Here is a 23,762-nt window from a genome sequence, read left to right as displayed (position 1 = left end):
GCCGATGGACAACAGCCTGATCGACCTGACGAAGAACGTTCTGGATGTCGCCAGCCAGAAGGTTTCGGTGATCGAGGATATCAACCGGACCACCAAGATGCTGGCTTTCAACGCCCTGATCGAGGCCGGCCGCGCCGGCGACGCCGGACGGGGCTTCGCCGTGGTGGCCAACGAGGTCAACTCCATCTCCCAGCGCGTCAGCGTGGTGGCGGGTGAACTGCGCAGCGAAATCGGCCAACTGGTCGATCGCATGACCACGGTGGGCGAGGATCTGATGACCCGCTTCCGGGGCCAGCGCCTGGCCGACCTTGCGCTGAACAGCATCGACATCATTGACCGCAACCTCTATGAGCGGTCGTGCGACGTGCGGTGGTGGGCGACGGACAGCGCCGTGGTCGCCGGCCTGCAGAGCCCCTCGCACGAAGCGTTCCGCCACGCCAGCGAGCGGCTGAACGTCATCCTGCAAAGCTATACCGTCTATCTCGACCTGTGGGTGGCCGACCGCAGCGGCCGCGTCATCGCCACCGGCCGCCCGGACCGCTTCCCCCACGCCATCGGCACCAACGTTTCCAACGAGGCCTGGTTCATCGACGCCCTGCGCACCCGCGACGGCGGCGACTTCGCGGTGGAGGACGTCCGTCCGAACCCGGTGCTGGAGAATCGTACCGTCGCGACCTATTCCACCGCCGTGCGCCGCGACGGCGCCCAGGACGGCGAGGTTCTGGGCGCGCTGGGCATCTTCTTCGATTGGGAGCCACAGGCCCGCGCCGTGGTAACCGGTGTCCGCCTGGAAACGTCGGAACGGACCAACACCCGCTGCCTGCTGCTGGATGCCGCCGGCCGCATCATCGCCGCCAGCGACGGCCGGGGTGAACTGACGGAAAGCTTCCACCTGGTGACCCAGGGCCAGCCGATGGGCCATTACCTGGACCGCCACGGCCGCCTGATCGGCTTCGCCCGCACACCGGGCTATGAAACCTATCGCGGCCTGGGCTGGTACGGCGTCCTGGTCCACAATCCACCCGGCCAAAGCTGAGGCCTCTCCTCCGCACCTCGCCCGGCATCCGCCGCCGGGCGAGGCGCCGGCCGGCTCAAGGAAAGCGCACCACGTCGCCATCCAGGGGCATGGCGTGGCGGATGGCCCGGGGGCTTCCCTCCAGCGCGACCGGTGTATCGACATCGAAGGTCGCCTCGACATTGGTCTTGCCCTGCCGGGTGTAGCCCTTGATCACGAAGGGCAACCCTTCCGATTGCTCAAAGGTCGGCCGGTCGCTCAGGTGGAAATGCAGATGCGGCGCGCCGGCGGCACCGGTCTGCCCCAGCCGGCCGATCACCGCCCCCGCCTGGACGCGGTCGCCGACCTTTACCGTGACACTGCCTGTACGCAGATGCGCGTAGTGCGCGAAGACGCCAGGCGCGATTTCCAGGATGACGAAGTTGCCATAGAGGGTCCGGGCGGTCAGATCGTCCGGAACGGATTGTGGCGCCAGCGGCGTGCCATCGGGCACATCGTTGCGCACATTCCGCACCACGCCGTTCGCAACCGCCAGCACCTCGGCACCATAGCCGATCCAGTCCTCATCCCGGGTCGCCGACAAGCTGTCATGGCGGTCGCGCAAGGAATGGCCGGTGCCGGCCAGGCCGAACCAGTCGATGGCGAAGCGCTGGGGGATGGTGAGTTCCCCATCGACGGCGACCATGCTGCCCCAGTGGTGGGAATGCGGGTTGCCCGGCCCCTCCACCGCCAGCCAATCGCCGCCGCGCAACGGCGGCCCGATCTCCAGCGCCGTCGTGCGGGCGACCGCGCAGGCCACGGCGCCCGCACGCTGCACCTGCCCCGCCGCCGTCCGGAAGTCCAGCTGATGGCGCAGGCTCGCCGGCGGCGCGCCGGGCGGCAGGGTCAGCCAGAGGAACAGCACCTGGCGCCGGCCGGGCCCAATGGCGACACCATCGTCCGCTTTATCCTCCGGCGGCTGGGCCAACAGGCCGGCCAGGTCCGCGCCGGCCACGGTCAACAGGGGGGCCACCGTATCACCAGCGAACACCGACAGCCGCTCCAGCGTCAGCGGCCCGTCGCCGGAATCAAAACTGGTGATGTGGAGTTCATAGGCCAGGTGGTTCCGCCCATCGCTGGCGGCAACCGCCCGGGGCAGCCAGGGGACGCGGGCCTCGACCTGGGCCTGATGGATCTCTGCCGCCCGCGCCGGTGCCAAGACGCACAGCAGGACGCCCACCATAAAGCCAAGAAATCGCATCACAAGCCGCCCCCCGGGTTGTGCCCCTAAGGCAGCATGATCCCGGAAAGCCGGCAAGGGTCTTACCTCGAGCCCGCTGCGACCAATCATCAATAAACCGGATCGGTTCATTCAATACGTTCTGTTGGAACGATCTCAGGATGGCGCGCAGCTTCATGGGGCAAGCGCAAACCAATCCTGAGGTGCCTGTCATGACAACCGCCCCCCTTCGTGTCGCCGTCTCCGGTGCCGCCGGGCAGATCGCCTATTCCCTGCTGTTCCGCCTGGCCAAGGGCGACGTGTTCGGCTCCGGCCAGCCCATCCACCTGTCGCTGTTGGAGATCACGCCGGCCCTGCCCGCCTTGCGCGGGGTGGTGATGGAGCTGGAGGATTGCGCGTTCCCGCTGCTGAACGGCATCAGCGTCAGCGACGATCCGGCCGTGGCCTTCCGCGACATCGACGCAGCCTTCCTGGTGGGGTCCCGCCCCCGCGGCAAGGGCATGGAACGGCGCGACCTGCTGTCGGCCAACGCCGCCATTTTCAAGGCGCAGGGCCGCGCGCTGAATGAGCAGGCCAAGCGCACGGCCAAGGTGCTGGTGGTGGGCAACCCCGCCAACACCAACGCCTGGATCGCCATCCGGCATGCCCCGGACCTGCCGCACGACGCCATCACTTCGATGATTCGGCTGGACCACAACCGCGCCCAGGCGCAGCTGGCGGCCAAGGCTGGGGTGGACGTGACGGCCGTCGAACGGCTGGCGGTCTGGGGCAATCACTCCCCCACCATGTTCGCCGACTGGCAGCACGCGGTGGTGCAGGGCCGGCCCCTGCCCGACCTGATCGGCGACCACGCCTGGTACCGCGACACCCTGATCCCCACGGTGGCCCAGCGCGGCACCGCCATCATCGAGGCGCGCGGCCTGTCCTCCGCCGCCTCGGCCGCCAATGCCGCCATCGACCACATGCGCGACTGGGTGCAGGGCAGCGGCGACCGCTGGGTTTCCATGGGCCTGGCGTCGGAGGGGGATTACGGCCTGCCCCAGGGCCTGGTCTGCGGCGTGCCCGCCCTATGCCGTGACGGCCGCATCGAGCGGGTGCGCGGGCTGGAACTCGACGCGTTCGCCCGCCGCATGCTGGACCGCACGGTGGCCGAACTGATGGAGGAGCGGGCCGCCGTCGCCGACCTCTGACCCCTCCCGCAAAAACGAAGGGCGCCCTCCTCATTCCCGGGGAAGGCGCCCTTTTCCATGGCGCCCGTCAGCCGAAGAAGCCGATGCGCTGAGTGATGCCGTTGCCCACCCGGCGTACCAGGTCGTACAGGCTGGCAATGGGTTTGAAGATGCGCTCGTTCTCCTGCCCATAGTTCTGGCTGTCATCGCTGACGTAGGTGGCGCTTTCGCCGAAATCGCCCTCCCCCGCGGTCTCTGCCACGGGGAAGATGCGGGACAGCAGGTCCAGGGCCCAGGGCACGTCCAGCTGCATCAGCCGGGCCAGCAGGCGGCGATGGGTGATGTTGTGCTGGCTGGAGAACTGCGGGATGTGCGTCGCCCGCAGGAACACCTCCTGGATCAGGGCGATGCGCAGGGCGTGCAGCACCAACAGCCCGTTGCTCAGCGCCTCATCCGGCGGCGGAACCTGGCCCGGCACCGGATGACGCTCCACCCGGGCCAGCCCTTCCTCCAGCACGTCGAAATCGCGGTAGAGCTTGCGGAAAATGCGGATCAGCCGGCTGTGGAGGGGGTTGTCCTCCAGGATGGCCGCCAGGCGCCGCATCTCCTCCACCCGGGCGGGGTCGGCGGTGTGCGCGGCGCGCAGCAGCCAGAAGGCCGGGTCCAGGGTGTCGATATAGGCCTTCAGCGCGTCGGGGCTGGCGATGGCCACGCCGTACTCCACCATGCCCAGCAACTGCCGGAAGCGGGGCGAGGTGCGGTAGAGGTCGGCGAAGTGCTCCGGATCCTTGTCGATGGCCTCGCCCACGCCGCTGACGGTGTTCGCCGGCAGGCCCATCTGCTGCAGGATGGCGTTGTGGGGGATGGCGCGGAATTGCGAGGCGCGGCTCTGGTCCACGTCGTCGGCGTTGCCGTCGTGCTGGCGCTTGATGGCCCGGCTGCCCGAAGGATAGAGCAGGTTGGTGCCCAGGGCCGACAGCAGGGCGCCGTAGTTCGGATCCTCCACCAGCGACACCTGGAATTGCTTCACCGTGGTGAAGAATTCGCGAATGTAGTCGGCGTCGCCATAGAACGGGTCGTCGTCCAGGGTGGCGTGCTTGCCGCCCAGCATGTGTTCCAGGATGCGCGTGACCACGGCCAGGGCGCCCGGCTGGGTCACGAAGTAGAGATAGCCGTCGCCACCCTGGAAGCTGACCTCCTGCTTGAAGGCGATCTTGTGGTGGGTCATGAACGACAGCGTGGCCGGGGCCGCGACATAGCCCAGGCGTTCCGGGAAGCCCGCCGGATGGGCGCCGCGGCCGATGGATTCACCGTGGGTGTCGAAGATCACCAGCTGCACACCATCCAGGCGGTGGCGGGTGAACAGCCGGGCGATGCGCAGGCGCAAGCGCTCGATGCTGGCGGAGGCGGGCGTCTGGCCCAGGTAGCGGCCGGCGTCGGAGAAGCCGGTCTGGATGCACAGCCGACCGCGCCGCTTCACGTAGTCGCGGTAATGCGGGTTGTCCAGCAGCTGCTCGATGACGCGGCTGCCCACCTCCAGCGCCCGTTCCGTCTCGAATAGGGGGCTGATGTCCACCTTGTCGGCCACGCCGAACAGTCGGGCGTAATAGAGCGCCGTCAGTACGGTGAAAGCCGATTCTGATTCCGCGATCAGGAAGCGGACAGGCACGGAGGCGTCGGCGTACTTCAGCATCTGGGCCACGACCATGAACAGCCGCTTGGCCGAGGTGCGTTCGGCGATGATGCTGCCGAAATTGATGCGCACCGGCCGCACCTCATCCAGCAGGCCGGTGATGGCGTTCAGGTAGGATTGGCGGTAGCGCGGGTCGTCCGGCGCCGTTTCCATGCCCACGGTCTTACGCACGGCGTTGTGCAGCTGGGTGGCGTTGATGCGCACATGGGTGTGCGCCTGCCCCAGGCCGTAGTTCGACAGCTCCGCCTTCAGGATGGCGAGCCGGCGCACCACCTCATCGCCCTTCATCTCCTTGCCGGCGGCGCCCTTCCCGGCGACAGAGGCCAGGCGGATGGCGCGGTCTACCTGCTCGATGGCGTGTGCGGCCTCCACCAGGCGCAGGGACAGGCCGTCGTGCATGCGCTGGGCGATGGCTTCGATGTCCTTCTGGGTGGTCGTCTCCCTGCCGAAGGCGGCGACCTCGTCCGACACCTGGGCGATGGCAAGCGCCAGGCGGGATTCCAGCAGGTCCAGCGTGTTGCGCAGGTCTTCCTGCACCGGCGCCACCTTGCGGATGGCCTGCACCTCGGCCAGGTAATGGCGCAGCTGGCCCAGCTGCACCACCAGGCGCTTGTGCAGGGTGTCGGACCAGCGGATATCCGAGCGGCCGTCCAGGTCGTACCCCACCCAACTGGCCACGGTCAGCAGGCGCGGCGTCAACTCCGACCATTGCTCGGGATAGCGTTCCCGTGCCACCGCCAGCACGATGTCGTAGACGGTGCGCAACGCCGCCTGGATGTTGGTGATGGCGGCCAGCGACAGGCGGTGTTCATCGACCAGCGACAGCTCACCCGGGCGCAGTTCCGTCGCGGCGACGGATGCGATCAGTGCCTTGCGCGCGGCGGCCGTCAAGGGCACCCCGGCCTCGTCCCGGCCGGTGGCCAGCTTGGCCATGGCGTCCATCAACTCACCCGTCAGGTTGAAGGTCGGGTGCGCGGTGATGACGATGCCGAAAATCTCCTTTTCCACCTGGGCGCGAAAGGCCTCGAACGCCACGGGCTGGCCGTCGGCGCCCACCGCCAGTCCCTCGATCAGGGCGCGGATGCGGGCGGCGTTGGCGGCGGGATCGGCCTCGCCCAGATAGGCGCCCAGGCGGCGGGCGCGGGCCAGGAAGCCCTCGGCCCCCAGGTACTGGATGGCCTGCTCCACCGCCGCCAAATCCAGCTCACCGGAATGCAGGCGGCGGGAGACGTCCAGCGCCAGCAGGGAAACGGGGTTGGCGAAGGGGTCGGCGTCCGCCAGCTTGGTATAGCGGGTGAGGCGCGCCACCAGGTCGGCCGTCAGGCCCACGGCGTCGGCCTTGGGGGCGCCCGGCTGGTCCAGGCTGGCGAACTTGGCGACGGGGCGGTCCAGCAGCGGGCCGGCTTTGGCCAGGGCCGCCAGCGTGGCGGCGTCGGCCGCCTTCACGTCCACGCCGGGCGTGGCGGTGGCGGTGCCAGCGGAAGCGGTTTCAGGGGTCTTCGCCGGCGTCACGGTCTTGGCCGGGGCCTGCCCGGAGTCGGTGGACTTTTCCGCGGACTTCTCAGCATCCCGCGACGCTGCCAGCGATGACTTCATGATGGTTCGATGCCCAGTTTGGTTGCTCATCCCTGATGCGCCGGACCGCCTGTGCCCATACGTTCCGCGTCCAACCGGCGTTAAGCATGACTTTGAGTCATTATCCTACCTCGCAACGGCGAAATGGGCCGGTGGGGCGGGGGCCGGTAAGGACGGACGAGGGTGGCGATTTATTGTGACGCAACGGAACTGTGAGACTATCGCAACTGTGCGCTGCAAGGCAACATAACGGAAAAAAATTTCCCGATTGCATGGAATCGATGTAATTCCGCAACACGATCTTAACGTAAGCCCCGTCTTCGGTTATCCATTCAGGATGACAAACGGCCCCGCCCGCCCCACACCGACCACCACCGGTCCCGACACCTCCGCCCAGGAGGCGGGGCGCGCCGCCGTTTCCTCCCCCGTCGCTTACGAAACACCCCCTCCAACACCGTCGTCGCCAGACGGTTCCCCGGCCGTCGCCACACCCCCGCCGCCCAAGCGCGCTCTGGCCGTGCGGGAGGTGGAGGTGAAGCTGGCGGCCACGCCGGCGGCACTGGCCCGCCTGCAAGCGCTGCCCCTGCTGGCGCGCATGGCCGACGCCCCCCCCGCCCACCGCCACCAGGTAACGACGTATTACGACACCCCGGACCTGGCCCTGGCCGCCCACGGCCTGGCCCTGCGGGTGCGGCGTCAGGGCGACCGGCGGGTGCAGACGGTGAAGACCTGGGCGTCGGACGCCGGCACCGCCGCCGCCGCCGGCCGGCGCGAATGGGAATGGCCGCTGCCGGTTGAGGGCGACGGGCCCGATATCGGCCTGCTGCCCGCCGGCATCTTCAACCTGCTGACATCGGCACAGTGGGCGCAGGTCGCCCCCCGCTTCGCCACCGACATCGAACGGACCGCGCTGCTGCTGCATCCCGACCCGCGCACCAGCGTGGAACTAGCCCTGGACCAGGGCGAGGTGCGCCTGTCCGTGCCCAATAACGATGAAACGGGGGCCGCGGAGGAGACCACCTGGCCGGTGGCGGAGGTGGAGCTGGAGCTGAAGGGCGGCCGGGTCGCCGCCCTGTTCGAGGTGGCGGCCGCCCTGCACCACCACGCGCCCCTGCGCATCACCACGGGCAGCAAGGCCGATGCAGGCCTGCGCCTGTTGACCGGCAAGCCGGCGGCGGCCGTTCCCGCCCAGCCGGCGGCCCTGACGCCTGTGACCACGGTGGCGGAGGGCTTCCGCCACGCCACCCGCCATGCCCTGGGCCACCTGCTGGAAAACGCCACGGTGCTGCTGGAAAGCGGCGACACGCAGGCCCTGCGCGAGATGGCGGCGGCCAGCCGCCGGCTGGACACGGCGATGCGCCTGCTGCGCCTGGCGATGACCTTGCCGTCCACGGCCGGTCCCGCGCCGCTGCCCAGGGTGGGGGCCAAGGTGGGAGCCAACCCGCATGCGGAAGCGGCGGACGCCCTGCGCCGGCGCCTGGCCCCCCTGCGCACCCTGCTGGAAACCGCGCGCGGCTGGGATCGCCTGGCCGAACGCGCCGCCCTGCTGCCCGACCGCAAGGGGGCCGCCGGCCTGAGCAAGCGCCAGCGCCTGGCCCTGGACCACGCCGCCACGCAGGCGCGCCGGCGGGTGATGAAGCATCTGCGCGGCGCCGGACATACCGCCCTGGTGCTGGACCTGGCCGCCTGGGTCGAGGGCGGCGGCTGGGCCTCCCCCGCGCTGGATCAGCCGTTGAAGACCGTGGCGCCCCGCCTGCTGGCCGAACTGCAGGACAAGGTGGCCCGGGCCATCGACCGGCTGGAGCTGCCGTCCCCGCCCCCGCCTGGCGCCAGGAACGCCGTGCTGGTGGCCAAGGCGCCCCCCGCCGCCGACGCGCTGGAGCGCCTGCGCCGCCGGGCACAGCGGCTGTATGAGACGGCGGAGGTCTGCCGCGGCCTATATCCCCTGGCGACGGCCAAGGCCAAGACTGTAAAGGGCGCCAAGATCACCCCACCCAAGCGCCCCGCTACCGATCCCCTGGCCCCCCTCACCCGCCTGCACGGCGCCGTCACCGCCCCGGTCCTCGCCCGCCAGGCCGCCCAACTGGTGGCGCAGCTGGCCAAGGGTACCGGCCCCAAGGCCCGCAGCACCCGCCTGCTGTCCCGCCTGGCGCAGGAAGAGGCCGTGGCGCTGGCCAAGCTGCCCGCCACGTGGCGCGGCTACAGCCGGCGGCGCATGTTCTGGATGATGGGGCGGTAGCCGCCCCAGGACGGCGTCAGGCGTCCGCCGGCTTGTCCTTGGGCTCCAGCACCTGGCGGCAGAAGGCCACGGTGATGGGCTTCTTGGCGGCCAGGGCGGCGCGGTCCAGCAGGGCCACGGTGCGCCGTGCGCTGTCGAAGGAGCGTTCGGTGTGGGTCATCAGCCAGGCGATGACCTCTTCCCCCACCCGCACCTGGCGATCGTCGAACAGCTTGACCAGCACGGCCATTAGCAGGGCGTCGTCCGGGGCGGCCATGCCCACGGCGGGGGCGGCCACCAGGCGGGAGCGCAGGTCGGGCAGGCGCAGGGTCCAGTTGACCGGGGCGTAGTGCGCCAGCAGCAGCAGCTGGCCACCCGCCTCCTTGGTCACGTTGTAGAGATGCAGCAGGGCGCGCTCGCGCACCGTGTCGCCCGAGATCTCATGCGTACGGTCGATGACGGCGGTACGGGTGGGGCCCAGCAGGTGCGGCACCTCCGCCGGGTCCAGATCCTCCGGCCCCAGCAGGGGGGCGCGCGACCGGGCACGCCACACCTGGGCCAGGTGGCTCTTGCCGCAGCCGGGGGGGCCGTACAGCACCAGGGCCGGGGCCGGCCAGTCCGGCCAGGCGTCCAACCAGGCCACCGCGTCGGCGTTGCCCGGCGCCACCAGGAAGTCGGCCTCCCCCATGGCGGAACGGTGCCCCAGATCCAGGGGCAATTGTCTCAAGTCGGCCATGATTCCAGGGTCTTACCGGCAACGGGCACGAAAGGCGGACGGACGGGGCGCTGGCGGAACGCCGGGTCAGGGCACCGGCGGCGGCGCCCCGGCGTCCGTCCCCGGCGTGACCAGGCCTTCCTGGACCAGATCCTCGCGCAGCACCTCTTCCGGAGGCACGCCGGTGTAATAGCTGCTGGCGAGGTACTGACGCAATCCGAAGCGCACCAGCACACCGATGACGGCCGCCACCGGCACCGCCAGCAGCACGCCGGTGAAGCCGAACAGGCTGCCGCCGGCCAGCAGGGCGAACATGACCCAAACGGGATGCAGGCCCACCTTGTCGCCCACCAGCTTGGGCGTCAGGACATAGCCTTCCAGCAGGTGGCCCAGGATGTACAGCGCCACCACCAGCCCCTCGCGCCACAGGTCGTGGAACTGGAACAGGGCCACCCCCACGCTGGCGCCGAAGCCCACCACCGTGCCGACATAAGGGATGAAGGACAGGATGCCCGCGATCAGGCCGATGACCAGGCCGAAGTTCAGCCCCACCGCCGTCATGGCCAGGGCGTAGAAGGCGCCCAGCGCCAGGCAGACAGTGGCCTGGCCGCGCACGAATCCGGCCAGCGTGCGGTCCACGGCGCGCAACTGCTCGCGCACCACCTCGGCGTGCTCACGCGGCAGCCAACCGTCCAGCGTCGCGACCATGCGGTCCCAGTCGCGCAACAGGTAGAAGGCCACCACCGGCGTGATGAACAGCAGGGACACGAGGCCGAACAGGGCAGCACCGCCGCTGAACAGGTTCTTGATGAAGTCCGCCCCCCAGCCCACCAGGGTGCCGACATATTCGCTGGCAGCACCGCGCAGCCGCTCGATGTCATCCGGGGGCAAGGCGGCCATCAGGCTGCGGACGCGCTGCATGGTCTCATCCCTGGCCCAGGTGATGATGGCCGGCAGGCTTTCGATCAGTTGGGTGACCTGCTGCTGGATCAAGGGCACCAGCAGCAGGATGCAAAGCACCACGACGACGACGAAGATCAGCAACACCACGCAGGTAGCGGCCAGGCGCGGCAGCCCGAACCCCTCCAGCCGGTCGGCCACGGGGTCCAGCAGATAGGCGATGGCCATGCCGGCGACGAAAGGCAGCAGCATGCCGCGCAGCAGCCAGATCAGGACGACGCCCACGACAAGACCGACCAGCCAGAACCGTATCTGCCGCCCCGCATGCGTTTCCGCCATCGTCCCCCCACCAACACCGAATCAGGCACAAGCCCAGACAGTAACAGATAAGACCCTGGAATCAGGCACTCTTATGATGGGGCGACGGCCAGGCTGATCTGGTAATGCACCTCAGCCGGCGTCGCCGACGCGGGGGCGGGGGCGGCCCCGGGGGTGGGTGCCGGGGCGGCATCCATGTCGGACAACACCAGGTCGCGTTGGGCCAGGGCCGTCTTCAGGTGGCCCACGTCGCCCAACACGGTCAGGGTGAGCAGGGCCTCGGTGGTCTTGAGCGCACTGGTGTCCACCTGGGTGACCATGGGCACACCGGCCAGGCGGCGCCGCACCTCCACGAGGGTGGTGAGGTCGGTCAGGGGCACGCGCACGGCCACCTGGCCGGACTGGTGGGCGTCCACCACCACGCGACGCTTCCACCCCTCCTCCACCCGGTCCACCACCGTGGCCACGGCCAGGCCCAGGGCGGCGGGCAGCGGGGGCGGGGCGGCGGCAGCGGGCGGCTGGGTGTCGGTGGCGACGGGCAACGGGCGGGGGACGAAGGCCGATTGCGGCACGGTCTCGGCCGGCGACAGGCCTTCGCCCGGCACAAAGGTGCTGAGGGTCAGCTGATAGCCCTTGGCGGCGTCGCCCTCCAACCGGGCGACGACAACCTGGCCGGCGCCGTGGCGGGCGGCGATGTGGGCCAAAGCGGTCGCGTCCGGTGTCAGCGCCGCCTTGGCCGGCAGCTCGTTCTGGTCGGCGGGGTCCGGCGGCACCAGGGCCACGGGCACCAGCCCGTCCACCGGGCCGATCTGCGACCAAGCCTGGCGCCAGGGGCCATCGGTCCACAGCGCGGGCTCGGCGCCCGTGGCGTCCACGGGCAGCACCAGGGCGGGCTTGCCCACCATCTCGGCATAGCGCACGCCGTTCTGCTGCAGCAGCTGGCGTACGGCGGCGGGGCGGAACCGGACGGTGAAGCGGCCGACGTACCGGACGGACGACGCGCGCTCCTGCTCCAGCTCGAAGCCGGCCACCAGGGCCTCCAGCTCGCCCTGGCTGACGGCCGGTGGCTGGCGACCGTCGGCGGCCGGGGTCAGCTTGCGGAACAGGCGGGCCAAGGCCTCGCGCTGGGCTTGCAGGATGGCCTGGTCGCGGGCCTGGTTGGCGTTGCCGGCGGTGACGTCCACATCCACGCCCTGCTCAACAAAGGCCTGTTCCGCGGCGACGCTCCGTCCCGCCTCGGCACGGGCGGTGCCGGCAAGGGCGCCGGCGGCCAGGGCCAGGAAAAGGGCGCCCCGAAACCCGGTCTGGCGCAAGAGGGGGATGCAGCGGTGCGGCATTGCAAAGCCTTCCGATATTGCTATGTTCGGCCCCGAAACCCGGGCGGGTCATGGAACCGTCTTAAACGGACGGTCGCGGGCGGCGGCCTTGAGCGCAGCCGACCCCTGACGGACGCCCCTTCTTAGCCCAGGCCCTGCGAGGACGCCATAAGCACCTATTCGTACAAGGACGCCGGTGTCGACATCGACGCGGGCAACGCCCTGGTCGAGGCCATCAAGCCCCTGGCCAAGTCCACCGCGCGCACCGGTTCCGACGCCGGCCTGGGCGGCTTCGGCGCCCTGTTCGACCTGCGCGCCGCCGGCTTCACCGATCCGCTGCTGGTCTCCACCACCGACGGCGTCGGCACCAAGCTGAAGGTCGCCATCGACGCCAAGCGCCATGACACGGTCGGCATCGACCTGGTCGCCATGTGCGTGAACGATCTGGTGGTGCAGGGTGCCGAGCCCCTGCTGTTCTTGGATTATTTCGCGACCGGAAAGTTAGACGTGGCCGCCGGCCGCGCTATCGTCGCCGGCATCGCCGAGGGCTGCCGCCAGGCGGGCTGCGCCCTGGTGGGCGGTGAGACGGCCGAGATGCCGGGCATGTACGCCGATGGCGACTATGACCTGGCCGGCTTCTCTGTCGGTGCTGTGGAACGCAGCCAGGTGCTGACCGGCGCCGGTGTCGCCGCCGGCGACGTGGTGCTGGGCCTGGCGTCCAGCGGCGTGCATTCCAATGGCTATTCCCTGGTGCGCAAGCTGGTCTCCGTCTCCGGCCTGAGCTATGAGGACGAAGCCCCCTTCGCCCCGGGCAAGACCCTGGGTGAGGCGCTGCTGACCCCCACCCGGATTTATGTGAAGAGCACGCTGGCCGCGGTGCGCGCCGGCCTGGTGAAGGCCATGGCCCACATCACCGGCGGCGGCCTGATCGAGAACATTCCGCGCGTGCTGCCCGACGGCTTGGGCGTCACCCTGGACGCCACGTCCTGGACCCTGCCGCCGGTGTTCCGCTGGATGGCCGGTGTCGGCACCATCGCCGACCTGGAACTGGCCCGCACCTTCAACTGCGGCATCGGCATGGCCGTGGTGGTCCCCGCCGACAAGGCGGATGAGGCGATCTCCGTCCTGACCCAGGGCGGCGAGACGGTCGCCCGCATCGGCCAGGTTGTGCCGGTCGCGGCCGACGCCGCCCATCGCGTCACGGTGACCGGCACGGACAAGGCATGGCACGCCTGAACAGCGGAACGCCCGGCAAGCTCAAGCTGGGCGTTCTCATCTCCGGGCGGGGCAGCAACCTGCAGTCCCTGATGAACGCCGCCGCCGCGCCGGATTTCCCGGCCACGGTGGCGCTGGTCCTGTCCAACAAGGCAGACGCCGCGGGGCTCGAGCGGGCGCGGAGCGCGGGCATCCCGGCCCTGGCCCTGCCGCACAAGGACTATGCCGACAAGCCGGCGTTCGAGCAGGCCATGACCCGCGCGCTGGAGGATGCCGGCGTGCAGCTGGTCTGCCTGGCCGGCTTCATGCGCCTGCTGTCGCCCTGGTTCGTGGACCACTGGCGCGACCGGCTGATCAACATCCACCCGTCGCTGCTGCCGGCCTTCCCCGGCATCGACACCCACCAGCGGGCGCTGGACGCCGGCGTGCGCTTCCACGGCTGCACAGTGCACTATGTGCGCAGCGAGGTGGACAGCGGCCCCATCGTGGCCCAGGCCGCCGTGCCGGTGCAGTCAGACGACACCGCCGACACCCTGTCGGCCCGCGTCCTGGCGGCGGAGCATGAACTCTATCCCCTGGCCGTGCGCCTCATCGCCGAGGGCCGGGTGACGGTGGAGGGCGATCGCGCCGTGCTGGCATGCCCCCTGCCCATCCCCGCGACGGCCTTGAACCCGCGCCCCGCCTGACGTTCAGCCGGGCACCGCCGGCACCACCTGCCGCAGGTCGGGCTCGTCGTGCAGGAAGGTCAGGTTCAGAGCCGCCGGAACCTCCGCCTCGGGCGCCCCGGCCCCGGCGGCGTGTGCCGCCAGCCGCGCCCGGCTGTCTTCATCCAGCCGCACCCCCGCCGCCGCAAGGGCTGCCGCCCATCCGGCCAAACCGTCCGCCGGCAGAACGAAGCGCAAGGCCATCGCCAGATTGGAAAACTGGGTGCTGTCCACCAGCCAGCCCCCGGCGTCCATGATGGCGTCGATGACCGCCCCCACGGCCTGATGCCGCTCGCGTCGCGTGATGGCGGCGAGCGTGAACGGGCGGGGCCTCATGATCGCTCCTCCCCCGTCCCGGTTGGCGGCGTGGCCGTCCATTCCTTGGCCCGGTCGGCCAGACGACGCAGCAATCGAATCAGGGTGGCCTTATCCTCTTCCGTCCAGTCCGCCAGCACCGCCGCATACATGCGGTTGCGCGCCCCGCCTATGGCGTCGACCATGGCCTGGCCGGCGGGTGTCACCACGGCCTCGCGCACCCGCGCGTCGGTGGCCCCGGCCCGCCGTTCGACCAAGCCCAGACTTTCCAGCTTCGCCACCTGCCGGCTGACCGTGGAATGGTCGCGGCCCGCCAGTTCGGCCAACTCCACCACGCCCAGGGGCCCGCGCAGGCCGATGCGCACCAGCAAGGGGAACAGCGCCCGGTCCAGCGACACGCCGGCCAGGTTCAACAGGTATTGGTCCGGCTGGGGGCGGTTCACCACCCCCACCAGATCCATCAGCGCTTCATGCAGCTCGTTTCTCATATGTGCATTATGCACATTTTTCTTGGCAAGCGTCCAGGGTGCCGATATATGTGCGTTATACACGGACATCGCGGCTGATCGCGCCCATATCCGTGCATCACGCACATAATTGGAGAGTCCCGTGGCTCGTTTCGATACCGATATCCTGATCGTCGGCGCTGGCGCTGCCGGCCTGACTCTGGCGCTGGATCTGGCCCGCCGGGGCGTGGGTTTCCGCCTGGTGGAGAAGAACGCCGGGCCCTTCCCCGGCTCGCGGGGTAAGGGCCTGCAGCCCCGCAGTTTGGAGGTGTTCGAGGATCTGGGCGTGCTGGCCGACCTGCAGGCCGTGGGCGGCCCCTACCCCACCGTCCTGACCTATGAAGGCGGTCAGGTTGTGCGGACCCAGTTGCACGACGTGCAGCCGCCCACCCCGGCGGAGCCCTACGGCAACCCGCTGATGGTACCGCAATTCCAGACGGAGGCGGTCTTGCGCCGACGCCTGGCGGGCTTCGGTCACGCCCCCGCCTTCGCCAAGGAGCTGACGAGCTTCGACCAGGATGCCGAGGGCGTCACCGCCCGACTGCGCACCACTGAGGGGGAGGTCAGCTTGCGCGCCCGCTACCTGGTGGGCACCGATGGTGGCCGCAGCTTCGTCCGCCATGCGCTGGCTATCGGCTTCCCGGGTGAGACGCTGCCCTTCCGCGCCATCATCGGCGACATGCCCATCGCCGGGTTGGCGTTCGACGCCTGGCACCGCTGGTACGCCCCCGACGCCCAGCTGGCGCTGTGCCCGCTGGCCGGCACCGACCTGTTCCAGGTGGTGGCCCAGGTGCCGGATGAGGTAACACCCACCCGGGACCTGATCAGCGCCATCGTGCGGGAACGCACCGGCCGCGACGACCTGACGGTAGGGGAACCCACCTGGCTGTCCACCCTGCGCGTCAACCTGCGCCTGGCCGACCGCTACCGCATGGGCCGCGTGTTCATCGCCGGCGACGCCGCCCATGTGCACCCGCCGACGGGCGGCCAGGGCCTCAACACCAGCGTGCAGGACGCCTATAATCTGGGTTGGAAGCTGGCCGCCGTACTACGGGGGGCGTCTGACGGCCTGTTGGACAGCTATGAAGCGGAGCGCCGGCCCATCGCCGCCCACGTGCTGGGCCTCAGCGGCCGGCTACTGGGCCAGATGGGCACGGCGGAGGGGATGCGCCGGGGCCGCGAGACGCGCGAACTGGACCTGAGCTATCGCGACGGCCCGCTGGCCACCGAAAGCGGGGCTGTCCACGGGCGGGTGGTGGCCGGCGACCGGGCCCCGGATGCCCCCTGCCGGACGGCTGCGGGCACCCCCACCCGGCTGTTCGAGGTCTACCAGGGGCCGCACTTCACACTGCTGGGCTATGGCGTGGACGAGGATGGGGCGGGCGGCGGCTGGCCGGAGGAGGTCAGGGCGCTTACCGTGGCGCCGCAAGGCAGCGGACAACCGGCCGACCTGGCGGACGACGCCGGGCACGTCGCCCAGGCCTATGATCTCACCCCCGGCACCTGGGTGCTGGTGCGGCCCGACGGCTACATCGCCGCCACCGCCCGGGACGCTGGCGCCATCCGCGACTGGCTGTGGGCCACAACCAAGGCGTGACCTGAACCGTTCGGCGAACAACGCGGCCCCTTGCCAGGGGCCCGCGTTTGCGCATAAACCTTGGGAAACGGGTTTCGTCTCGGGATAAGGGAGGGAAAGATATGGCCGGTGCTCACAGCGGTGCGGTCGCGGTCAGCGACGCGGTGGTCAAGGAACATGCCGACGGCTGGCATTCGTTCACCCGCTTCGTGAAGGCGGGCATCATCTCCGTCGTCCTGCTGCTGCTGATGTTCCTGGCGCACTTCGCCCTGGGCTGGGGCTTCTCCATGTTCCTGATGATCGTCGGCGACATCATCCTGGTCCTGGCCCTGCTGCTGGGCAAGGTCTAGCCTTTCTCCTTGGGCCATCAGGCCGCCTTACCCGTCGGCGTCTTCCGCAGTTCGTGCATCACGAAGTCGCGGGAGGCGCCGATGCGTTTTGAGCCGCACAGCGCCCGCGAAATCCGAATCAGGCCCTGTTCCTGAGCCTGGGCGCCCTCTGCGAGAAAAGCAGCGTGCCGATGCCAAGGCCGGCTGACGTGGTGCCACCATCATATCTGGGTATAGGGGGACAATCCCCCCGGGTGTAAGCACCCGGGCCGGGACACGCAGGCCCATTGTGTCCACGCGCGCCTTCGACATATGTGTAAACAAATGACTTAAGGCCCCAAGATGTCGAAGCACCTGGACGCGGCGATTCAGTTCCATCAGGCCGGACGCCTTGCCGAAGCCGAACAGCAGTACCGCCGCGCGATCGATACCGGCGACAAGGGGCTGGCCCGCAACCTGCTGGGGGTGCTGTGCGCCCAGACGGGCCGCGTGACGGAAGGCATCACCCTGATCCGCCAGGCCATCGCCCTTAACAAGCGGGTGCCGGAGTTTCATTCCAATTTGGCCGTGGTGCTGCTGGAGGCCGGGGATGCACAGGGCGCGGCGGCGGCCTGCCGACAGGCCCTGCAATTGAATCCCAACCTGGCCGACGCCCAGATCAACCTGGGGGCCGCCCTGCTGCGGCTGGGCCAACACCAGGACGCGGTGCCGCCCCTACGACGGGGCGCCAAGGCCAGCCCCGGCAATGTCGAGGCGCACCGGAATCTGGGCCTGGCCCTGCTCGGCACCGGCCAGCCGGTCGAGGCGGCGGACAGCTTCCGCGCCGGCATCGCCCTGGCCCCCACCCATGCCGGATGCTGGTCCGGCCTGATCGCGGCCCTGGAGCAGTCCCAATCCCCCCACCTGGGGCAAGGGTTGGAGGAGGCGGTGGCCCGCTGCCCGGGCGATGTCCGTCTCAGGGTGAAGCTGACGGCACACCGGCTGGCGGCTGGCGACATGGACTCGGCCGAAGCCATGGCCCGGCAGACGGCCGCCGCCGCCCCGGCGGCCCTGGACGCGACCCTCATGCTGGCCAATGTCCTGGCCGCCCAGGGTCGCAAGCCCGAGGCCCATCGGGTGCTGAGCGATTGGCTGGATCGGGGCGACGCCCCACCGCAAGCCTTGACCACCCTGGCCGATGCCTTCATGGGCCTGGGCGACGATGCCCTGGCGGAACAGCTTTTCCAGCGGGCCATGGCGCTGGAGCCGGGCGCCGGCCAGGCCATGCTGGGGCTGGGCCTGCTGATGCGCCGCCTTGACCGTGGCCAGGAGGCGCTCGCCCTGCTGGAATGGTGCGCCCGCGATCTGCCGGACTCCGCCCTGGCGCAGGCCGCCTTTGGCGACCTGCTGCTGGCCATGGGCCGGCCCGCCGCCGCCCTGACCCATGTCCGGCGCGCGCACGAGATGGCGCCCGATGACCCCGACATCCTATTGACGCTGGGCAATGCCCTGCGCGACGTGGGGGAGATCGATGCGGCGCTGGCGGCGTTGGCGCATGCGGTGGACATGGCGCCGGGGCGGGCCGACATCCATTCCAACTTGGTCTATACCCGCCTTTTCCACCCGGCAGTGACCCTGGCCCAGGTGCGGGCGGAGCATATCGCCTGGGCGCAACGGCATGCCCAACCCGTTCCACCCGCCCCGCCGGCCGGGGACCGCGGGGCCCTGCGCATCGGCCTGGTTTCAGGCGACTTCCGCAACCACCCCGTGGGCTATTTCATCGTCCGGGCGCTGGAGGCGCTTGCCAGGCGAGGGGTGACGCTGATCGCCTACGCCAACCAGCGGGTGGAGGACGACATCACCCGCCGGGTGCAAGCCGTATGCGCCTGGCGGCCCATCCAGGGGCTGGACGCCCCGACGGTGGCGCGGCACGTGCGCGAGGACAGCATCAATGTCCTGATCGATCTCGCCGGCCACATCGCCGGCAACCGGCTGGACGTGTTCGCCTTGCGGCCCGCCCCGCGCCAAGCCACCTGGGCCGGCTATATGGCGACCACCGGGCTGGCGCAGATGGACCTGATCATCGCCGACCCCCATCACATCCCGCCCGAAGCCGAAGAATTCTATACCGAGCGGGTCGCGCGCATGCCGCACAGCTTCCTGTGCTACGACCCGCCGGCCGCGGCCCCCGCCATGACGCCGCCACCGGCGGAGCACAACGGCCACGTCACCTTCGGATGCTTCAACATCGCGGCCAAGCTGAATGCCGAGGTCATCGCCTGCTGGGCGCAAATCCTGAACCGCGTGCCGGGCTCCCACCTGCTGCTGAAGTCGCGCGGCCTGGATGAGGCGCCGGTTCAGGCCCGCATCCTGGAGCAATTCCGGGCCGGCGGCATAGATGCCGCGCGCCTCGACTTTCTGGGTGCCACACCACAGGCGGAGCACGTCGCCTGCATGCAGCGGGTCGACATCGCGCTGGACCCGTTCCCCTTCGCCGGCAGCACCACCACCTTGGAATCCCTATGGATGGGCCTGCCCGTGGTGACATTGACGGGGCAGACATTCTCGGCCCGCCACTCCACCTGCTTTCTCAGCGTGTTGGGCCTGACCTCGCTGATGGCGACCACCGTTGAGCAGTATGTGAACATCGCCGCCCGGCTGGCCACCAACCTGGAAGAGGTCGCGGACCTGCGCCAGCGGCTGCGCCCCGCCATGGCCGCCTCCCCCCTGTGTGACGCCGAGGCCTTCGCCGACGACTTCATCCGGCTGCTGCGGTCAGCCTGAGTCTTCAGTAGACCGTTTCCCCCGGCGGCACGGCCGACCAGGGCGTCAGCACGATGACGTTGCCCTCGGCGTTGCGGGCGCCCAGGATCAGAACCTCAGACAGGAAGCCGGCGATGTTGCGCGGCGGGAAGTTGCAGACGCAGACCACCTGCGCGCCCACCAGGTCGTCGGGCGCATAGTGCGTGATCTGGGCGCTGGACCATTTGACGCCCAGTTCGCCCAGATCCACCGCCACCTTGTAGGACGGGTTGCGCGCCTTGGGGAAAGGCTGGACCTCCGCCACCCGACCCACCCGGATGTCCAGGTTCAGGAAATTCGCCACCTCCGCCTGCGGCTTCAGGGGTGCCACCGCCATCGTCATCCTCCCATGCCTCGATGCCTGGGACTATGGCAGGCGGCGGAGGCGCCGTCTTGGCCCAGGCTGCGGTTTCCTGGGCCTGGCCTCCACTTCGTCACAAGTCATCATGCCGCCGGCCGGCGCATGAGCGCGGCGTACAGGATGGTGGAAATGAACAGGCCAGTGAACCAGGCGTAGCTGTAGATGGCCTGGAAGAAGGCCGGCACGCCGGCGAAGGCCGCCGGGAAGGCGGCGTGCAGGAAGCCCGGGATATTGGGCAGCACGGCAAGGACGAAGGCCGCCAGGGCCGTCAGGTTCCAGCCGCCGCTGTAGGCGTAGGGTCCGTCAAGGTCGAACAGGCCCTCAAGGCTCAGGCGCGCCCGGCGCACCAGCCAATAGTCGGCCAGCATGATGCCCAGCAGCGGCCCCAGCAGGGCGCCATAGCCCAGCAGCCAGGTGAAGATGTAACCCTCGGTGCTCTCGATCAGCTTCCACGGCATCATGATGACGCCGATGGCGGCGGTGATGTAGCCGCCGCGGCTGAAGTTCACCGCCCGGGGGAAGATGGCGGCGAAGTCGTAGGCCGGCCCCACGGTGTTGGCCGCCAGGTTCACGCACAGCGTGTCGATGACGATGATGGCGAGGCCGATGGCGACAGCGATACCCTCCATCCGACCGGCCAGGTCCACCGGATCCCAGATGGCCTTGCCATAGACGGTGATGGTCGCCGACGTCACGGCCACGCTGATGAAGGCCAGGCCCGCCATGGGCAGCGGCAGCCCCAGCGCCTGGCCCTGGTACTGGTCCTTCTGGCTGCGGGCGAAGCGGGTGAAGTCGGGAATATTGATGGCCAGGGTGGACCAGTACCCCACCATGGCCGTCAAACCGGGCAGGAAGGCCGCCCAGAACCCGCCCTCCTTGGCGCCGCCGGGGCCGAACTGCGACGGGGCCGACAGCAGGCTGCCGAAGCCGCCGGCCTTGTCATAGGCCCACCACAGCAGCGCCAGGATGATGAGGATCTTCAAGGGCGCCGTCACCGTCTCCACCCAGCGGATGGATTCGGGCCCCTTGGCGATGAAATAGAGGTGCAGGGCCCAGAACAGGAAGAAGCACACCAGCTGGCCGGCGTTGATACCGACCCAGCCCAGCTTGGCCCCGTCCAGCGCGCCCGCCGTCAGGATGTTGCCAATGGCATAGATGGCGCTGCCGCCCACCCAGCACTGGATGCCGAACCAGCCGCAGGCGATCAGCGCGCGCAGCAGGGCCGGCAGCTTGTTGCCCCGCACCCCGAAGGCGGAGCGGGCGATGACGGCGAAGGGCACGCCGTACTTGGCGCCGGAATGGCCCACCAGCAGCATGGGCACCAGCACGATCAGGTTGCCCAGCAGCACCGTGCCGACGGCCTGCCACGCCGACATGCCCTGTTCGATCAGGCCCGACGCCAGCATGTAGGAGGGGATGCACATGACCATGCCCACCCACAGCGCCGCGAAGTGTATCCATCGCCAGGTGCGGTGCCCCGCATCCACCGGCGCCAGATCCGCGTTCCAGATTTCGGAGGTCGTATCGACCCCGTGCCCCGTGCCCATATGTGCCCCCAGTCCAACCTTATGGTTGCTTATACCTGCGGCAATCCCAATCCCGTTCTCATTTTCTTATTTTTTGAGAAAATTAAAGGCGCTCAGCCTCGGTCGACACCCCTGGGCTTCAGCGCCTCCTTGCGCTTGGCGGCGGCGTCGAAGCCGGGCGCGAAGGCCGGGCGGTTGACATAGCGCCCGGCGCCGCGCACGGCGCGCAGGTCGCCGTCCTGCCAGGCGACACGGCCGGCGGTCAGGGTCACGCGCGGCAGGCCCGTCACCTCCATGCCCTCGAAGATGTTGTAGTCCACATTCTGGTGGTGGGTCTTGGCGGAGATGGTCTTGGTCGCGGCCGGGTCCCACACCACCAGATCGGCGTCGGCGCCGACGGCGATCGAGCCCTTGCGCGGGTAGATGTTGAAGATCTGGGCGGCGTTGGCCGAGGTGACCTTGACGAATTCGTTCATGGTCAGCCGGCCGCTGTTCACCCCATGGTGCCACAGCACGGCCATGCGGTCCTCCACCCCGCCCGTCCCGTTGGGGATGCGGGTGAAGTCATGGCGGCCGGCGGCCTTCTGCGGCGCGCAGAAGCAGCAATGGTCGGTGGCGGTGGTGTGCAGGGTGCCTGATTGCAGGCCGTGCCACAGGGCGGCCTGATGCTCCTTGGGGCGGAAGGGCGGGCTCATGACATGGGCGGCGGCCACCTCGAAATCGGGATGACGATAGACGCTGTCGTCCACCAGCAGGTGGCCGGCCAGCACCTCGCCATAGACGCGGTGGCCATCCATGCGGCCGCGCGCGATGGCCTCCAGCGCCTCGCGGCAGCTGACATGCACGATGTAGAGCGGCACGCCCAGCACCTTGGCGATCTGGATGGCGCGGTTCGCCGCCTCCCCCTCCACCGCCGTGGGGCGGGACAGGGGGTGGGCCTCGGGGCCGGTCAGACCTCGGGCCAGCAACTGCTTCTGCAGCTGGAACACCAGCTCGCCGTTCTCGGCATGGACGGTGGGCATGGCCCCCAGTTCCAGGGCACGGGTGAAGCTGTTCACCAGCACCTCGTCATCGCACATGATGGCGTTCTTGTAGGCCATGAAGTGCTTGAAGCTGTTCACGCCGTGCTCGCGCACCAGGGCGCCCATGTCGGCGTGCACGCTGTCGTCCCACCAGGTGATGGCGACATGGAAGGAATAGTCGGCCGCCGCCTTCTCCGCCCAGCCGCGCCAGGTGCGGTAGGCCTCCATCACGTTCTGCTTGGGGTTGGGGATGACGAAGTCGATGATCATGGTGGTGCCGCCGGCCAGGCCCGCCGCCGTGCCGGTATAGAAATCATCACTGGCGACCGTGCCCATGAAGGGCAGTTGCATATGGGTGTGCGGATCGATGCCGCCCGGCATGACATAGCAGCCGCCGGCATCCACCACCGTCACGTCCGACGGCGCGTCCAGGTCCGGGCCCACCGCCTTGATCACCCCATCCTCGGCGTAGACATCGGCGCGGAAGGTCTGGTCGGCGGTGACCACGGTGCCGCCCCGGATCAGGGTGCGCGCGGAAGTGGAGGTGGTCATGGTAGATGGCTCCTGTTTAAGCGGAACTCGGGGTTGGCCTCCGTCACGCGGTGGGCAGCGACAGCCCAGCACCCCGCAGAATGAAGCGCACGACCTCCACCGTGATGGCGTCGAAGTCGCGACGGGTCAGCTTCTTGCGGCCCAGCACGGCGCGCACCTGGGCGTCGAAGTCGGCGTAGTGCTGGGTCACCGCCCAGATGAAGAAAAAGAAGTGCCGGGTATCCACCGGCGCCATGCGGCCCTCGGCGATCCAGCCGTCCAGCACGGCCGACTTCTCATCCACCAGTTTCTTCAGGTCGGACGTCAGGAAACCTTCGATCTCGGCGGCACCATGGATGATTTCGCTGGCGAAGACCTTGGACACCACCGGGCGGTCGCGCGTGGCCCGCATCTTGGCACGAATGTAACCCGCCAGCGCCTGGGCCGGGTCACTGTCCGGCGTGACATGGGCCAGGGGGTCCAGCCATTGCTTCAGGATATCGGCCAGCACGGCGCGGTACAGCTCGTGCTTGGTGCTGAAATAATAGTGCACGTTGGCCTTGGGCAGGCCGGCGCGCAGCGCGATGGCCGCCGTGGTGGCGCCGCCGTACCCCTGCTCGGCGAACACCTGTTCCGCCGCCGTCAGGATGCGCCGCAGATTCTCACGCCGGATCCCACCCTCGGGCGCCGCGGCCGACGCGTCCGCCCGTACCGTCTTCTGGTCCTTCTTGGACGCTCCCCCAACACCTTGCGCCATC

19 protein-coding genes are annotated in these 23,762 nt (G+C 69.5%); 8 read left to right on the top strand and 11 right to left on the bottom strand.

Annotation, left to right across the window (positions count from 1 at the left end; all coding sequences use genetic code 11):
- Nucleotides 1-4 precede the first annotated feature (4 nt).
- Nucleotides 5-1,036 (top strand): methyl-accepting chemotaxis protein, encoded by a 1,032-nt coding sequence (locus Y958_RS16925; protein ID WP_040850092.1) that lies wholly within the window; start codon nucleotides 5-7, stop codon nucleotides 1,034-1,036.
- A gap of 55 nt (nucleotides 1,037-1,091) precedes the next feature.
- Here Y958_RS16925 and Y958_RS32810 read toward each other — a convergent pair whose 3' ends face one another.
- The gene (locus Y958_RS32810; protein ID WP_276328593.1) at nucleotides 1,092-2,255 is read right to left on the bottom strand and encodes a M23 family metallopeptidase; all 1,164 of its coding nucleotides are present in this window, start codon (nucleotides 2,253-2,255) and stop codon (nucleotides 1,092-1,094) included.
- A gap of 191 nt (nucleotides 2,256-2,446) precedes the next feature.
- Here Y958_RS32810 and Y958_RS16915 point away from each other — a divergent pair, with 191 nt between their 5' ends.
- Nucleotides 2,447-3,424 carry a malate dehydrogenase gene (locus Y958_RS16915; RefSeq protein ID WP_088874048.1) on the top strand — a complete coding sequence of 326 codons (978 nt, stop codon included), beginning with the start codon at nucleotides 2,447-2,449 and terminating at the stop codon, nucleotides 3,422-3,424.
- 67 nt (nucleotides 3,425-3,491) lie between these two features.
- Here the strand turns inward: Y958_RS16915 and Y958_RS16910 are convergent, their stop codons facing one another.
- Nucleotides 3,492-6,692 carry a phosphoenolpyruvate carboxylase gene (locus tag Y958_RS16910; RefSeq protein WP_145727565.1) on the bottom strand — a complete coding sequence of 1,067 codons (3,201 nt, stop codon included), beginning with the start codon at nucleotides 6,690-6,692 and terminating at the stop codon, nucleotides 3,492-3,494.
- A 316-nt stretch (nucleotides 6,693-7,008) separates the two neighbouring features.
- Between Y958_RS16910 and Y958_RS16905 the strand changes: the two genes are divergently transcribed.
- Nucleotides 7,009-8,910, top strand: a complete 1,902-nt coding sequence (locus Y958_RS16905; protein WP_088873177.1) for a CYTH and CHAD domain-containing protein — start codon at nucleotides 7,009-7,011, stop codon at nucleotides 8,908-8,910.
- A 16-nt stretch (nucleotides 8,911-8,926) separates the two neighbouring features.
- On the opposite strand, the gene Y958_RS16900 is transcribed toward Y958_RS16905, so the two are convergent.
- The 3 genes from Y958_RS16900 to Y958_RS16890 form a co-directional block, all read right to left on the bottom strand.
- Nucleotides 8,927-9,625 (bottom strand): HdaA/DnaA family protein, encoded by a 699-nt coding sequence (locus Y958_RS16900; RefSeq protein ID WP_186291446.1) that lies wholly within the window; start codon nucleotides 9,623-9,625, stop codon nucleotides 8,927-8,929.
- 66 nt (nucleotides 9,626-9,691) lie between these two features.
- Nucleotides 9,692-10,843 (bottom strand): AI-2E family transporter, encoded by a 1,152-nt coding sequence (locus Y958_RS16895; RefSeq protein WP_088873175.1) that lies wholly within the window; start codon nucleotides 10,841-10,843, stop codon nucleotides 9,692-9,694.
- 71 nt (nucleotides 10,844-10,914) lie between these two features.
- On the bottom strand, nucleotides 10,915-12,159 hold the full coding sequence (locus Y958_RS16890; protein WP_088873174.1) for a DUF2066 domain-containing protein: 1,245 nt from the start codon (nucleotides 12,157-12,159) through the stop codon (nucleotides 10,915-10,917).
- A gap of 147 nt (nucleotides 12,160-12,306) precedes the next feature.
- Between Y958_RS16890 and purM the strand changes: the two genes are divergently transcribed.
- Nucleotides 12,307-13,374, top strand: a complete 1,068-nt coding sequence (gene purM, locus Y958_RS16885; protein WP_088873173.1) for a phosphoribosylformylglycinamidine cyclo-ligase — start codon at nucleotides 12,307-12,309, stop codon at nucleotides 13,372-13,374.
- Nucleotides 13,362-14,039 (top strand): phosphoribosylglycinamide formyltransferase, encoded by a 678-nt coding sequence (purN, locus tag Y958_RS16880; RefSeq protein WP_088873172.1) that lies wholly within the window; start codon nucleotides 13,362-13,364, stop codon nucleotides 14,037-14,039. Before purM ends, purN begins: the two co-directional genes overlap by 13 nt.
- 3 nt (nucleotides 14,040-14,042) lie before the next feature.
- On the opposite strand, the gene Y958_RS16875 is transcribed toward purN, so the two are convergent.
- Nucleotides 14,043-14,393, bottom strand: a complete 351-nt coding sequence (locus Y958_RS16875) for a hypothetical protein (RefSeq protein WP_088873171.1) — start codon at nucleotides 14,391-14,393, stop codon at nucleotides 14,043-14,045.
- On the bottom strand, nucleotides 14,390-14,860 hold the full coding sequence (locus Y958_RS16870) for a MarR family winged helix-turn-helix transcriptional regulator (protein WP_244909561.1): 471 nt from the start codon (nucleotides 14,858-14,860) through the stop codon (nucleotides 14,390-14,392). Before Y958_RS16870 ends, Y958_RS16875 begins: the two co-directional genes overlap by 4 nt.
- Before the next feature lie 121 nt (nucleotides 14,861-14,981).
- On the opposite strand from Y958_RS16870, the gene Y958_RS16865 reads away from it, so the two are divergent.
- The 3 genes from Y958_RS16865 to Y958_RS16855 all read left to right on the top strand — a co-directional run bounded on the left by Y958_RS16865 (nucleotide 14,982) and on the right by Y958_RS16855 (nucleotide 19,546).
- Nucleotides 14,982-16,475: an FAD-dependent oxidoreductase gene (locus tag Y958_RS16865; protein ID WP_088873169.1), complete on the top strand. Its 1,494-nt coding sequence runs from the start codon at nucleotides 14,982-14,984 to the stop codon at nucleotides 16,473-16,475.
- 101 nt (nucleotides 16,476-16,576) lie between these two features.
- The gene (locus Y958_RS16860; RefSeq protein ID WP_004272315.1) at nucleotides 16,577-16,804 is read left to right on the top strand and encodes a hypothetical protein; all 228 of its coding nucleotides are present in this window, start codon (nucleotides 16,577-16,579) and stop codon (nucleotides 16,802-16,804) included.
- Nucleotides 16,805-17,125: 321 nt separating this feature from the next.
- Nucleotides 17,126-19,546, top strand: coding sequence for a tetratricopeptide repeat protein (locus Y958_RS16855; protein WP_088873168.1), 2,421 nt, complete (start codon nucleotides 17,126-17,128; stop codon nucleotides 19,544-19,546).
- A 4-nt stretch (nucleotides 19,547-19,550) separates the two neighbouring features.
- Here Y958_RS16855 and Y958_RS16850 read toward each other — a convergent pair whose 3' ends face one another.
- From Y958_RS16850 to Y958_RS16835, 4 genes are all read right to left on the bottom strand, one after another.
- On the bottom strand, nucleotides 19,551-19,901 hold the full coding sequence (locus tag Y958_RS16850) for a tRNA-binding protein (RefSeq protein ID WP_338039498.1): 351 nt from the start codon (nucleotides 19,899-19,901) through the stop codon (nucleotides 19,551-19,553).
- A gap of 107 nt (nucleotides 19,902-20,008) precedes the next feature.
- The gene (locus tag Y958_RS16845) at nucleotides 20,009-21,472 is read right to left on the bottom strand and encodes an NCS1 family nucleobase:cation symporter-1 (RefSeq protein WP_088873166.1); all 1,464 of its coding nucleotides are present in this window, start codon (nucleotides 21,470-21,472) and stop codon (nucleotides 20,009-20,011) included.
- Between the two features lie 92 nt (nucleotides 21,473-21,564).
- Complete coding sequence (gene hydA / locus Y958_RS16840; RefSeq protein WP_088873165.1) at nucleotides 21,565-23,025, bottom strand: dihydropyrimidinase; 1,461 nt, start codon at nucleotides 23,023-23,025, stop codon at nucleotides 21,565-21,567.
- A gap of 43 nt (nucleotides 23,026-23,068) precedes the next feature.
- The gene (locus tag Y958_RS16835; protein WP_088873164.1) at nucleotides 23,069-23,761 is read right to left on the bottom strand and encodes a TetR/AcrR family transcriptional regulator; all 693 of its coding nucleotides are present in this window, start codon (nucleotides 23,759-23,761) and stop codon (nucleotides 23,069-23,071) included.
- Between the last annotated feature and the right edge of the window lies 1 nt (nucleotide 23,762).

Origin of the sequence: Nitrospirillum viridazoti CBAmc (assembly GCF_000730165.1) — a bacterium.
In the GTDB taxonomy this organism is placed as follows: Bacteria; Pseudomonadota; Alphaproteobacteria; order Azospirillales; family Azospirillaceae; genus Nitrospirillum; species Nitrospirillum viridazoti.
This window is presented reverse-complemented; position numbering and strand designations above follow the sequence as displayed.